Origin of the sequence: Streptomyces sp. MH60, from assembly GCF_002939385.1 — a bacterium.
In the GTDB taxonomy this organism is placed as follows: Bacteria; Actinomycetota; Actinomycetes; order Streptomycetales; family Streptomycetaceae; genus Streptomyces.
The window spans coordinates 16207-29391 of the sequence record NZ_MULI01000084.1 but is presented as its reverse complement, the minus strand read 5'-3'; the positions used below and the strand labels follow the sequence as shown (position 1 = coordinate 29391).

Here is a 13185-nt window from a genome sequence, read left to right as displayed (position 1 = left end):
GGCCGGCCCGCAGGCCAGGACCGCCCCGGCGGACGCCCCGCGCCTTCCGGCTGGGCAGCCCGCGCCCCCGGCTGCGCATGATCGGCCTCGCGCTGACCCTGGTGCTGGCCGCCTTCGTCGTACGGCTCCTCCAGGTGCAGGCCGTCGACGCCGGCACGTACTCCGCCAAGGCCGAGCAGAACCGCTACGTCGTACACACCCTGCCCGCCGAACGCGGCGGCATCACCGACCGCAACGGCGTCGCCCTCGCGACCACCGTGGACTCCTACGACATCACCGCCGACCCCACGATGTTCACCCGCGAGCAGCTGAAGGTCGACGACGGGCCCGAGCAGGCGGCGGCGCTCCTCGCGCCCATCCTCGGCGAGGACCAGGAGCAGCTGGCCAGGACGCTCCGCCCGAAGAACAAGGAACTGCGCTACGTCCGCCTCGCGCGCCGGCAGACCCCCCAGGTCTGGAACCAGATCAAGGACCTGAAGACCGCGCTCACCACGAAGGCGGAGACCGACAGGTCGACCGTCAACGTGCTCGCGGGCGTCTTCGCCGACCCCAGCAGCAAGCGCGTGTATCCGGGCGGCGACCTCGCCGCCGGCATCCTCGGCTGGGTCGGCGCCGACGGCAAGGGCGGCGGGGGCCTGGAGCGGAAGCTGGACAAGACGCTGGCCGGCGAGGACGGCAAGATCCGCTACGCGCAGTCCGGCGGGCGCCAGGTGCCCACCGCCGGTTCCACCGAGACGCCCGCCGTGCCCGGCAGCGACGTCGAGCTGACCATCGACCGCGACATCCAGTGGGCCGCGCAGCACGCCATCAGCGAGCAGGTGGAGAAGTCCAAGGCGGACGGCGGCTACGTCATCGTCCAGGACACGACCACCGGCGAGATCCTCGCCATGGCCAACTCGCCCGGCTTCGACCCGGGCGACCTCGCCCACGCCGACCCCGCGGCGCTGGGCAACGCCGCGCTCCAGGACGCCTTCGAACCGGGCTCCACCGCCAAGGTGCTGTCGATGGCGGCCGTGCTGGAGGAGAACGTCGCCACTCCGGACACCCACATCACCGTCCCCAACCGGCTCAAGCGCGGCGACCGGCTCTTCAAGGACGACATCGACCACCCGACCTGGTACCTCACGCTCAACGGCGTGCTCGCCAAGTCCAGCAACATCGGCACGATCATGGCCACCGGCGAACTGGGCAAGACCCAGGCCGAGGCCAACAAGGTGCTCTACTCCTACCTGCGCAAGTTCGGCCTCGGCGACTACAGCGGCCTCGGCTTCCCGGGGGAGACCAAGGGCATCCTCGCGCCGCCCGGCCAGTGGTCGACCTCGCAGCAGTACACGATTCCTTTCGGCCAGGGCGTCTCCCTGAACGCGCTCCAGGCGGCCTCGATCTACTCGACCATCGCCAACGGCGGCGTCCGGATCGAACCCACGCTCGTCCGTGGCACGAAGGGCGACGACGGACGCTTCACCCCGGCCCCCGAACCCGAGAAGACCCGCGTGACCAGCGAGAAGACCGCCAAGACCCTCTCGCAGATGCTGGAGTCCGTCGTCGACGACGAGGAGGGCACCGGCACCAAGGCCCGCATCCCCGGCTACCGGGTGGCGGGCAAGACGGGCACGGCCAACCGGGTGGATCCGGCCACCGGCAAGTACCACGGCTACACCTCGTCGTTCGCCGGATTCGCCCCCGCCGACAAGCCCCGCGTCACCGTCTACTGCGCCATCCAGAACGCCACCGAGGGCAGCTACTTCGGCGGCCAGATCTGCGGCCCCATCTACAAGCAGGTCATGGAGTTCGCCCTGAAGACCCTCCAGGTCCCGCCGACCGGGGCCACCCCCGCGAGGCTCCCGGTCGCCTTCAAACCCTGAGCCGTACCGCCCCGCCCCCCGCATCGAGCCCGTACCGAGCCAGCGCCGTTTCAGTACCGAGCCACCAGGAACCACCCGTGACAACGATCACCCCGGACCCCGGGAACCAGAGCGCCTCCCAGGGCGCCCCCCAGCCCTCGCTTCGCCGGGAAGCGGGTACTGCCGGTACGCTCACCGCCGTGCCACACCCTGATCAGTCCCAAACCACCCAGAAGGGCCACCCCGTGACATACCCGGGACCGCCCCGGCCGGTGCGGATCTCCGCCACACCCCTCGCGGAACTCGCCGATCAGCTGGGTGTCGCCGCGCCGGACGGCTCCGCCGAGGTCACGGGCATCACCCACGACTCGCGTGCCGTCCGCCCCGGTGACCTGTACGCCGCCCTCCCCGGAGCCCGCCTGCACGGCGCCGACTTCGTCACCCAGGCCGCCGGCCTCGGCGCGGTCGCCGTGCTGACCGACCCGGCCGGCGCGGAGCGCGCCGCGGCCGCCGGTCTGCCGGCGCTCGTCGTCGACGACCCGCGCGCGCGGATGGGCGAGCTGGCGGCGACGATCTACGGCCACCCCGGCCGCGACCTGCTCCAGATCGGCATCACCGGCACCTCCGGCAAGACCACCACCGCCTACCTCGTCGAGGGCGGCCTGCGCACGGCGAAGTCCACCGGCCTGATCGGCACGGTCGAGACGCGCATCGGCGACGAGCGCATCAAGTCCGAGCGCACCACGCCCGAGGCCACCGACCTCCAGGCGCTGTTCGCGGTGATGCGCGAGCGCGGCACCGAGGCGGTCGCCATGGAGGTCTCCAGCCACGCCCTGGTGCTCGGCCGCGTCGACGCCTGCGTCTTCGACATCGCGGTCTTCACCAACCTCAGCCCGGAGCACATGGAGTTCCACTCCGGCATGGAGGACTACTTCCAGGCCAAGGCGCAGCTCTTCACGCCCAGGCGCAGCAGACTCGGCGTGGTCAACGTCGACGACGAGTACGGGCGGCGCCTCGCCAACGAGGCCACCGTCCCGGTCGTCACCTACTCCGCCGAGGGCCACCCCGACGCCGACTGGCGCGCCGACGAGGTCGAGGTCGGCCCGCTGGACTCCACGTTCACCGTGCTCGGGCCGAAGGGCGAGCGGATCGCCGCCAGGTCGCCGCTGGCCGGGCCGTTCAACGTGGCGAACACCCTCGCCGCGATCGTCGCCCTGGCCGCCGCCGGACTCGATCCGCAGAGCGCCGCCGACGGTGTCGCCGCCGTACCGGGCGTGCCGGGCCGGCTGGAGCGCGTGGACGAGGGCCAGCCGTTCTTCGCGGTGGTCGACTACGCCCACAAGACCGACGCCGTCGAGTCGGTGCTGCGGGCCCTGCGCAAGGTCACCGAGGGCAGGCTGCACGTGGTGCTCGGCTGCGGCGGCGACCGGGACATCACCAAGCGGGAGCCGATGGGCGCCGCTGTGGCCCGGTTCGCCGACACCGCCGTACTGACCTCCGACAACCCGCGCTCCGAGGATCCCCTCGCGATCCTCGCCACCATGCTCCAGGGCGCGGCGTCCGTGCCCGCGCACGAACGCGGCGAGGTGCAGGTCTTCGAGGACCGGGCCGCCGCGATCGCCGCCGCCGTCGCCCGGGCCCGGCCCGGCGACACGGTGCTGGTGGCCGGCAAGGGCCACGAGCAGGGCCAGGACATCGCCGGGGTCGTCCGTCCCTTCGACGACCGCCAGGTGCTGCGCGAAGCCATCCAGAAGACCCAGGGATGAGATCCCGAATGATCCAGCCGATCCTGATCCCGATGCAGGGGACGAACTTGTGATCACCCTCTCACTCGCCGAGATCGCAGAAGTCGTCGGCGGGCGGATGCACGACATACCGGACGCGTCCGCCGCCGTCACCGGGCCGGTCGTCCGGGACTCCCGGGAAGCGGGGCCCGGCAGCCTCTTCGTCGCCTTCGTGGGCGAACGGGTGGACGGCCACGACTTCGCCGCACAGGTCGTCGAAGCGGGAGCGGTGGCCGTCCTCGGCTCCCGCCCCGTCGGCGTGCCCGCGATCGTCGTGGACGACGTCCAGACCGCCCTGGGCGCCCTCGCCCGGCACGTCGTGCGACGCCTCGGCACCACCCTCGTGGCCCTCACCGGGTCGGCCGGCAAGACCAGCACCAAGGACCTGATCGCCCAGGTCCTGCGCCGCAAGGCGCCCACGGTCTTCACGCCCGGTTCCATGAACAACGAGGTCGGGCTGCCGCTCACCGCGCTCACCGCCACCGACGAGACGAAGTTCCTCGTCCTGGAGATGGGCGCCCGCGGCATCGGCCACATCCGGTACCTGTGCGAGCTGACCCCGCCGCGGATCGGCCTCGTCCTCAACGTGGGCTCCGCGCACATCGGCGAGTTCGGCGGCCGGGAGCAGATCGCCCAGGCCAAGGGCGAGCTGGTCGAGGCGCTGCCGCCGGCCGAGGAGGGCGGCACCGCGGTCCTCAACGCGGACGACCCCCTCGTACGGGCCATGGCCTCCCGAACGAAGGCGAAGGTGATCCTTTTCGGAGAGTCCGGCGAAGCGGACGTTCGCGCCGAGAACGTGCGACTCACGGACACCGGACAGCCTTCCTTCAGCCTTCACACACCCTCCGGTGCAAGCGATGTGACCATGCGCCTGTACGGTGAGCACCACGTGTCGAACGCGCTCGCCGCGGCCGCCGTCGCCCACGAGTTGGGCATGTCCGCAGACGAGATCGCCACCGCGCTCTCCGAGGCGGGCTCCCTCTCCCGCTGGCGGATGGAGGTCACCGAGCGCCCGGACGGCGTGACGGTCGTCAACGACGCCTACAACGCGAACCCCGAGTCCACGAAGGCCGCGCTGCGTGCCCTCGTGGCCATCGGCAAGGGGCGTCGTACGTGGGCGGTGCTCGGCAAGATGGCCGAGCTCGGGGACGAGGCGCTCGCCGAGCACGACGCGGTCGGACGGCTCGCCGTCCGGCTCAACGTCAGCAAGCTCGTCGCGGTCGGGGGCAGGGAAGCCCAATGGCTGCAACTGGGCGCATATAACGAGGGTTCGTGGGGTGAGGAGTCGGTGCACGTGTCCGACGCACAGGCGGCGGTCGACCTGTTGCGCAGCGAGTTGCGCCCGGGGGACGTCGTGCTCGTGAAGGCGTCCCGTTCGGTGGGTCTGGAGAGCGTCGCCACGGCGCTGCTCGAGACCGGCACCGAGGGTGAGGTTGCCGCCCGATGATGAAGCAGATCCTGTTCGCAGGAGTCATTGGCCTCTTCCTGACGCTGGTCGGCACCCCGCTGCTGATCAAGCTCCTGGCCCGCAAGGGCTACGGCCAGTACATCCGCGACGACGGCCCGCGCGAGCACGCCAGCAAGCGCGGTACGCCGACCATGGGCGGCATCGCCTTCATCTTCGCGACGGTCGCCGCGTACTTCCTCGCCAAGGGCATCACCAGCTATCTGGACCCCGACATCGACGCGGGGCCGACCTTCTCCGGTCTGCTGGTGCTCGGCCTGATGGTGGGCATGGGCCTGGTCGGCTTCCTCGACGACTACATCAAGATCGTCAAGCGGCGTTCGCTGGGCCTGCGGGCCAAGGCGAAGATGGCCGGCCAGCTGATCGTCGGCATCGGCTTCGCCGTGCTCTCGCTGCAGTTCGCGGACAACCGGGGCAACACCCCGGCGTCCACGAAGCTGTCGTTCATCACCGACTTCGGCTGGACCATCGGCCCGGTGCTGTTCGTCATCTGGGCGCTGTTCATGATCCTCGCGATGTCGAACGGCGTGAACCTCACCGACGGCCTGGACGGCCTGGCCACCGGCGCCTCCGTCCTGGTCTTCGGCGCCTACACCTTCATCGGCGTCTGGCAGTTCCAGGAGTCCTGCGCCAACGCGCTGACCCTGACCAACCCGGGCGCCTGCTACGAGGTGAGAGACCCGCTCGACCTGGCGGTGGTCGCGTCCGCGCTGATGGGCTCCTGCCTCGGCTTCCTGTGGTGGAACACCTCGCCGGCCAAGATCTTCATGGGCGACACCGGTTCGCTCGCGCTCGGCGGCGTGCTGGCGGGTCTGGCGATCTGCTCGCGCACCGAACTGCTGATGGCCATCCTCGGCGGCCTGTTCGTCCTGATCACCATGTCGGTGGTCATCCAGGTCGGCTCCTTCCGCCTCACCGGCAAGCGGGTCTTCCGGATGGCGCCACTCCAGCACCACTTCGAACTCAAAGGCTGGTCCGAGGTCCTTGTCGTGGTCCGTTTCTGGATCATCCAGGGCATCTGTGTGATCGTCGGACTCGGCCTCTTCTACGCGGGATGGGCAACGGACAAGTGACCTCCTCGGTGCCTTCGGAATTCACCGGCAAGCACGTCACCGTCGCCGGACTCGGCGTCTCCGGCGTCCCGGCGGCCAAGGTGCTGCACGGGCTCGGCGCGCACGTCATCGTCGTCAACGACGGCGACGACGAGCGGGCGCGCGCGCAGGCGGCTCAACTGGAGGCGCTCGGCGTCACCGTGCGCCTGGGCGACGGGGACACGCTTCCCGAGGGCACCGAGCTGATCGTCACCGCACCCGGCTGGAAGCCCACCAAGCCCCTGTTCACGGCGGCCCGGCAGGCCGGCGTCCCGGTCTGGGGCGACGTGGAGCTGGCCTGGCGGCTGCGCGGCCTGGACGGCAGGAAGCCCGCCCCCTGGCTGGCCGTCACCGGCACCAACGGCAAGACCACCACCGTCCAGATGCTCGCGTCGATCCTGAAGGCGGCCGGTCTGCGCACCGCCGCCGTCGGCAACATCGGCGTCTCCCTGCTGGACGCGGTCACCGGCGAGGAGGAGTACGACGTCCTCGCCGTGGAGCTGTCCAGCTACCAGCTCCACTGGGCGCCCTCCCTGCGCGCCCACTCCGCCGCCGTGCTCAACCTCGCCCCGGACCACCTCGACTGGCACGGCTCGATGGAGGCCTACGCCGCCGACAAGGGCCGTATCTACGAAGGCAACCAGGTCGCCTGCGTCTACAACGTCGATGCCACCGACAAACCGTCCACCGAGGACCTGGTCCGCGCCGCCGACGTCGAGGAGGGCTGCCGGGCGGTCGGCTTCACGCTCGGCACGCCCGGCCCCTCCCAACTCGGCGTCGTGGAGGGCCTCCTGGTGGACCGCGCCTTCGTCGAGGACCGGCAGAAGAACGCCCAGGAACTCGCCGAGGTCTCCGACGTCAACCCGCCGGCCCCGCACAACATCGCCAACGCTCTTGCCGCCGCGGGCCTCGCCCGTGCCTTCGGCGTCGGTGCCGCCGCCGTGCGGGACGGGCTGCGCGCCTTCACCCCGGACGCCCACCGCATCGCGCACGTCGCCGACGTGGACGGGGTGGCGTACGTGGACGACTCCAAGGCCACCAACACCCATGCCACCGAAGCCTCCTTGGCGGCCTACGAGTCGATCGTGTGGATCGCCGGCGGACTGGCCAAGGGCGCGACCTTCGACGAACTGGTCGCGGGCGCGGCCAAGCGGCTGCGCGGCGCCGTCCTCATCGGCGCCGACCGCGCCCTGATCCGCGAAGCCCTGGCGCGACACGCGCCCGAAGTACCCGTGGTCGACCTCGACCGGACCGACACTGGTGCGATGCTCCAGGCCGTCCAGGAGGCGCGGCGGCTCGCCCGGCCCGGCGACACGGTGCTGCTGGCACCGGCCTGTGCCTCCATGGACATGTTCACCAACTACAACCAGCGCGGTGACGCGTTCGCGCAGGCCGTTCGCGAACTCGGCGCCTGACCCGGCCGCCTCCTGCCGCCGGGTGAACTCGGGAGGACGCGTGGGACGGTCCATGCCGAAGGACAGCGGAGGCCGCGATGCCCGGTAGTCCCCAGAGCCGCACCGGACGCCCGCCCGTACAGCGGTCCGTCAGGCGACCCGTCACACCGGGGCCGCCGCACGAGAACCCCGTGCTCCGCCTCTACCACCGGCTGCGCCGCGCCTGGGACCGGCCGCTCACCGCGTACTACCTGATCTTCGGCGGCAGTCTGCTGATCACCGTGCTCGGCCTGGTGATGGTCTACTCGGCGTCCCAGATCACCGCGCTCCAGCTCTCGCTGCCGGGCTCGTACTTCTTCCGCAAGCAGGCGCTCGCGGCGCTCATCGGCGCCGGCCTCATGGTCGCCGCCATGCGGATGCCGGTCAAACTCCACCGCGCGCTGGCCTATCCGATCCTCGCCGGGGCCGTCTTCCTGATGATCCTGGTCCAGGTGCCGGGGATAGGAGTCGCGGTCAACGGCAACCAGAACTGGATCTCGCTGGGCGGCTCCTTCCAGATCCAGCCCAGCGAGTTCGGCAAGCTGGCCCTGGTGCTGTGGGGCGCGGACCTGCTCGCGCGCAAGCACGACAAGAAGCTGCTGACCCAGTGGAAGCACATGCTGGTGCCGCTGGTGCCGGCCGCGTTCATGCTGCTCGGGCTGATCATGATCGGCGGCGACATGGGTACCGCGATCATCCTCACGGCGATCCTGTTCGGTCTGCTGTGGCTGGCCGGCGCGCCCACCCGGCTGTTCGCGGGCGTGCTCTCGATCGCCCTGCTGCTCGGCTTCATCCTCATCAAGACCAGCGCGAACCGCATGGCCCGGCTCAACTGCCTCGGTGCCACCGACCCGGGCCCCGGCGACTCCTGCTGGCAGGCCGTGCACGGCATCTACGCCCTCGCCTCGGGCGGACTGTTCGGATCCGGGCTCGGTGCCAGTGTGGAGAAATGGGGCCAACTCCCCGAAGCGCACACCGACTTCATCTTCGCCGTCACCGGTGAGGAACTGGGCCTGGCGGGGACGCTGTCGGTGCTCGCCCTCTTCGCGGCCCTAGGCTATGCGGGTATCCGCGTGGCCGGACGCACGGAGGACCCCTTCGTGAGGTATGCCGCGGGAGGTGTGACCACCTGGATCACGGCCCAGGCCGTGATCAACATCGGTGCGGTCCTCGGGCTGCTGCCGATCGCCGGTGTCCCGCTCCCGCTGTTCTCCTACGGGGGTTCCGCCCTGCTGCCGACCATGTTCGCCATCGGTCTGCTGATCGCGTTCGCGCGTGATGAACCCGGTGCGCGGGCGGCGCTTGCGTTGCGGCAACCTCGCTTTGGTAGAAAGCGGGGAGCCAGGGGACCCGCGGCCAAGCGGCGCCCTGGGAGTTGGAACACGATGCGACGGCGCGCCTCGGCGGCGCGCTCGTCCGGAGAGCGGTGAATTTCGGTGCATGTCGTACTCGCCGGCGGAGGAACCGCGGGCCACATCGAGCCCGCGCTCGCCCTCGCGGACGCCCTGCGCAGGCAGGATCCGACCGTGGGGATCACGGCCCTGGGCACGGAACGCGGCCTGGAGACCCGCCTGGTGCCCGAGCGGGGTTACGAGCTGGCGCTGATCCCGGCCGTACCGCTGCCGCGCAAGCCCACCCCCGAACTGATCACCGTCCCGGGCCGGCTGCGCGGCACCATCAAGGCGACCGAGCAGATCCTGGAGCGCACCAAGGCGGACGCCGTGGCCGGCTTCGGCGGTTACGTGGCGCTGCCCGCCTACCTCGCGGCCAAGCGGCTCGGCGTGCCGATCGTCGTCCACGAGGCCAACGCCCGCCCCGGTCTGGCCAACAAGATCGGCTCTCGCTACGCCGCCCAGGTCGCCGTCTCCACTCCCGACAGCAAGCTGCGCAACTCCCGCTACATCGGCATCCCGCTGCGCCGCTCCATCGCCACCCTGGACCGCGCCGCCGCGCGTCCCGAGGCCCGCGCGATGTTCGGGCTCGACCCCAACCTGCCGACGCTGCTGGTCACCGGCGGCTCGCAGGGCGCCCGCCGCCTCAACGAGGTGATCCAGCAGGTCGCGCCCTGGCTCCAGCAGGCCGGGATCCAGATCCTGCACGCGGTCGGCCCCAAGAACGAACTGCCGCAGGTCCACCAGATGCCGGGGATGCCCCCGTACATCCCGGTAAGTTATCTGGACCGGATGGACCTCGCGTACGCCGCCGCCGACATGATGCTCTGCCGCGCGGGCGCGATGACCGTCGCCGAACTCTCCGCCGTCGGGCTCCCGGCCGCCTACGTCCCGCTGCCCATCGGCAACGGCGAACAGCGGCTGAACGCCCAGCCGGTGGTCAAGGCCGGCGGCGGGCTGCTGGTCGACGACGCGGAACTCACGCCCGAGTGGCTCCAGCAGAACGTCCTGCCCGTGCTCGCCGATCCGCACCGGCTGTACGAGATGTCCCGTGCCGCCGCCGAGTTCGGCCGCCGGGACGCCGACGACCTCCTCGTCGGCATGGTGTACGAGGCGATCGCCGCCCGCGCGCGCCGCTAGACACGTCTGACGGAAGGCAGGGGAGTGGCCGGACCGACCACCGCTGAGCGCGGCGCACGCCAGGAGGAGTCGTCCGGCCCGCCCCGGGCCCGCCGCTTCCGGCCGCCCCGCCTTCGTACGATCATCATCCTCGCCGTCGCGCTCGTGCTCGTCGCGGGCGGAACGGTCTGGGTGCTCTACGGCTCGAACTGGACGCGTCTCGAAGACGTGTCCGTCTCGGGCACGCGTGTTCTGACGCCCGCTCAGGTGCGCGAGGCCGCCGACGTGCCGGTCGGGGACCCGCTGATCTCGGTCGACACGAAAGCGGTCGAGGCCCGGCTGCGCCGGAAATTGCCCCGCATTGACGAGGTCGAGGTGGAGCGTTCCTGGCCGCACGGAATCGGACTGAAAGTGACCGAGCGTACCCCGGTCCTGATTGCCCAAAAGGGCCGAAACTTCGTGGAAGTGGACGATGAAGGCGTCCGTTTCGCCACGATTTCCAAGGCTCCGAAAGGCGTGCCCGCGCTGGAATTGGAACCCGCCCGTTCCGGCTCCGCCGCGGCGAGCCTGCGCCGCTTCGACGACGACCGCCTGGTGCGCGCGGCGGTGCGGGTGGCCGGCCGGCTCCCGGCCAAGGTCGCCCGGGCCACACGGGTCGTCAAGGTCCGTTCCTACGACGACATCTCGCTGGAGTTGAGCGGCGGGAGGACCGTGTCGTGGGGGAGCGGCGAGCAGGGTGAACGCAAAGCCCGCGCGCTCACCGCGCTGATGAAAGCGACGCCGGGTGCGCGGCACTTCGACGTGAGTGTCCCCACCGCCCCGGCGTCATCGGGGAGTTGACGGGTATACGCGCAGGCCAGCACCCTGGTTGGGCAGCGCTACGGCTGATCACATAGGGTGAAAAGAAAAACGGGAGGTTCGGCGTGTTCGTTGAACGTGCGCCACTTGTCGACTTAGTGTCCTGTTCGGAAGAGTCCAAGGAACAGACACACTGGTAACCCTAAACTTCAGCGTTAGGGTTCGGGTCGGCGCTACGGACCGTCCCAATCGGCATCAGTCGTCGGGTCGCGGGGGCATCAGAGCTTCGGTGACCGGGCGACACGTAACTCGAGGCGAGAGGCCTTCGACGTGGCAGCACCGCAGAACTACCTCGCAGTCATCAAAGTCATCGGTGTCGGCGGCGGTGGTGTCAATGCCATCAACCGGATGATCGAGGTCGGTCTCAAGGGCGTCGAGTTCATCGCCATCAACACCGACGCGCAGGCGCTGTTGATGAGCGACGCCGACGTCAAGCTCGACGTCGGCCGCGAACTCACCCGCGGACTCGGCGCCGGAGCCAACCCGGCCGTCGGCCGCAAGGCCGCCGAGGACCACCGCGAGGAGATCGAGGAGGTCCTCAAGGGGGCCGACATGGTCTTCGTGACAGCCGGTGAAGGCGGCGGCACCGGCACCGGCGGCGCGCCCGTCGTGGCCAACATCGCCCGCTCGCTGGGCGCCCTCACCATCGGCGTGGTCACCCGCCCCTTCACCTTCGAGGGACGGCGCCGGGCCAACCAGGCGGAGGACGGCATCGCCGAACTCCGCGAAGAGGTCGACACCCTCATCGTCATCCCCAACGACCGCCTGCTGTCCATCTCGGACCGCCAGGTCAGCGTGCTCGACGCGTTCAAGTCCGCCGACCAGGTGCTGCTCTCCGGTGTGCAGGGCATCACCGACCTCATCACCACCCCCGGCCTGATCAACCTCGACTTCGCCGACGTGAAGTCGGTCATGTCCGAGGCCGGGTCCGCGCTCATGGGCATCGGCTCGGCCCGCGGCGACGACCGCGCGGTGGCCGCGGCCGAGATGGCGATCTCCTCGCCGCTGCTCGAGGCGTCCATCGACGGCGCCCGGGGCGTGCTGCTCTCCATCTCCGGCGGCTCCGACCTCGGCCTGTTCGAGATCAACGAGGCCGCCCAGCTGGTCAGCGAGGCCGCCCACCCCGAGGCCAACATCATCTTCGGCGCGGTCATCGACGACGCCCTCGGCGACGAGGTACGGGTCACCGTGATCGCGGCCGGCTTCGACGGGGGCCAGCCGCCGTCCAAGCGGGACAACGTCCTCGGGTCCTCCTCGGCCAAGCGCGAGGAGCCCACCCCGGCCCGTCAGTCCGAGAGCCGCCCGTCCTTCGGCTCGCTCGGCAGCGTCAAGCCGAAGGAGGAGCCCGAGCAGGCGCCCGCGCCGGAGCCGGTCGCCGACCTGCCGCCGGTCTCGCCGCCGCCGGTCCCGCCGTCGCGGACCTACTCGGACAGCGCGGCCGAGGAACTGGACGTGCCGGACTTCCTGAAGTGATAGGACAGCGCGACACCGTGAACGGCGCGCACTTCGGCTTCACCGACCGGTGGGGCGGAGTGAGCGCCGTTCCGTACGAGGAGCTCAACCTCGGCGGCGCGGTCGGTGACGACCCCGCCGCCGTCACGGCCAACCGGGAGCTGGCGGCCAAGTCGCTGGACGTCGACCCGGCCCGGGTGGTCTGGATGAACCAGGTGCACGGCGCCGACGTCGCCGTGGTCGACGCGCCCTGGGGAGACCGCCCGGTCCCGCGGGTCGACGCGGTCGTCACCGCCGAACGCGGTCTCGCCCTCGCCGTCCTCACCGCCGACTGCGTGCCCGTCCTGCTCGCCGACCCGGTCGCCGGCGTCGCCGCCGCGGCCCACGCGGGCCGGCCCGGCCTGGTCGCCGGGGTGGTCCCCGCCGCCGTACGGGCCATGACCGAACTGGGCGCGGACCCCGCCCGGATCGTCGCCCGCACCGGACCCGCCGTGTGCGGCCGGTGCTACGAGGTGCCCGAGGAGATGCGCGCCGAGGTGGCCGCCGTCGAGCCCGCCGCCTACGCCGACACCGGTTGGGGCACTCCGGCGCTCGACGTGGGCGCCGGAGTGCACGCGCAGCTCTCGCGCCTCGGGGTGCGCGACCGGGCGCAGTCGCCGGTGTGCACCCGGGAGTCGGCGGACCACTTCTCGTACCGACGCGACCGCACCACCGGGCGGCTCGCGGGCTATGTGTGGCTGGACTGATG

10 protein-coding genes are annotated in these 13185 nt (G+C 71.1%); all 10 read left to right on the top strand.

All coding sequences use genetic code 11. The features are described from left to right. Nucleotides 1-1865, top strand: a 1865-nt coding sequence (gene ftsI, locus BZZ08_RS32720; RefSeq protein ID WP_241965625.1) for a cell division protein FtsI, incomplete at its 5' end; no start/stop codon positions are given. A gap of 224 nt (nt 1866-2089) precedes the next feature. Continuing rightward, nucleotides 2090-3610 (top strand): UDP-N-acetylmuramoyl-L-alanyl-D-glutamate--2,6-diaminopimelate ligase, encoded by a 1521-nt coding sequence (locus tag BZZ08_RS32715; protein ID WP_104635819.1) that lies wholly within the window; start codon nt 2090-2092, stop codon nt 3608-3610. Nucleotides 3611-3659: 49 nt separating this feature from the next. Beyond that, complete coding sequence (locus BZZ08_RS32710) at nt 3660-5075, top strand: UDP-N-acetylmuramoyl-tripeptide--D-alanyl-D-alanine ligase (protein ID WP_104635818.1); 1416 nt, start codon at nt 3660-3662, stop codon at nt 5073-5075. After that, a complete protein-coding gene (gene mraY / locus BZZ08_RS32705) occupies nt 5075-6166 on the top strand; it encodes a phospho-N-acetylmuramoyl-pentapeptide-transferase (RefSeq protein WP_104635824.1) in 1092 nt (363 codons plus the stop codon). Before BZZ08_RS32710 ends, mraY begins: the two co-directional genes overlap by 1 nt. An 8-nt stretch (nt 6167-6174) precedes the next feature. Further along, nucleotides 6175-7599 carry a UDP-N-acetylmuramoyl-L-alanine--D-glutamate ligase gene (gene murD, locus BZZ08_RS32700; protein WP_104635825.1) on the top strand — a complete coding sequence of 475 codons (1425 nt, stop codon included), beginning with the start codon at nt 6175-6177 and terminating at the stop codon, nt 7597-7599. A gap of 77 nt (nt 7600-7676) precedes the next feature. After that, a complete protein-coding gene (gene ftsW, locus BZZ08_RS32695) occupies nt 7677-9047 on the top strand; it encodes a putative lipid II flippase FtsW (RefSeq protein WP_104635817.1) in 1371 nt (456 codons plus the stop codon). A gap of 6 nt (nt 9048-9053) precedes the next feature. Continuing rightward, nucleotides 9054-10148 (top strand): undecaprenyldiphospho-muramoylpentapeptide beta-N-acetylglucosaminyltransferase, encoded by a 1095-nt coding sequence (murG, locus tag BZZ08_RS32690; RefSeq protein ID WP_003976731.1) that lies wholly within the window; start codon nt 9054-9056, stop codon nt 10146-10148. Between the two features lie 24 nt (nt 10149-10172). Next, nucleotides 10173-10967 (top strand): cell division protein FtsQ, encoded by a 795-nt coding sequence (gene ftsQ, locus BZZ08_RS32685; protein WP_104635816.1) that lies wholly within the window; start codon nt 10173-10175, stop codon nt 10965-10967. A gap of 288 nt (nt 10968-11255) precedes the next feature. Beyond that, a complete protein-coding gene (gene ftsZ, locus BZZ08_RS32675) occupies nt 11256-12458 on the top strand; it encodes a cell division protein FtsZ (RefSeq protein WP_030186508.1) in 1203 nt (400 codons plus the stop codon). Continuing rightward, entirely contained in the window at nt 12455-13183 is a 729-nt protein-coding gene (gene pgeF / locus BZZ08_RS32670; RefSeq protein WP_104635814.1) for a peptidoglycan editing factor PgeF, read from the top strand. The genes ftsZ and pgeF overlap by 4 nt, the downstream gene beginning before the upstream one ends. Nucleotides 13184-13185 lie beyond the last annotated feature (2 nt).

Excerpts from the sequence above, each read along its gene's own strand:
- mraY (WP_104635824.1), top strand. The coding sequence starts at position 5,075 with ATGAAGCAGATCCTGTTCGCAGGAGTCATTGGCCTCTTCCTGACGCTG.
- ftsW (WP_104635817.1), top strand. The coding sequence starts at position 7,677 with ATGCCCGGTAGTCCCCAGAGCCGCACCGGACGCCCGCCCGTACAGCGG.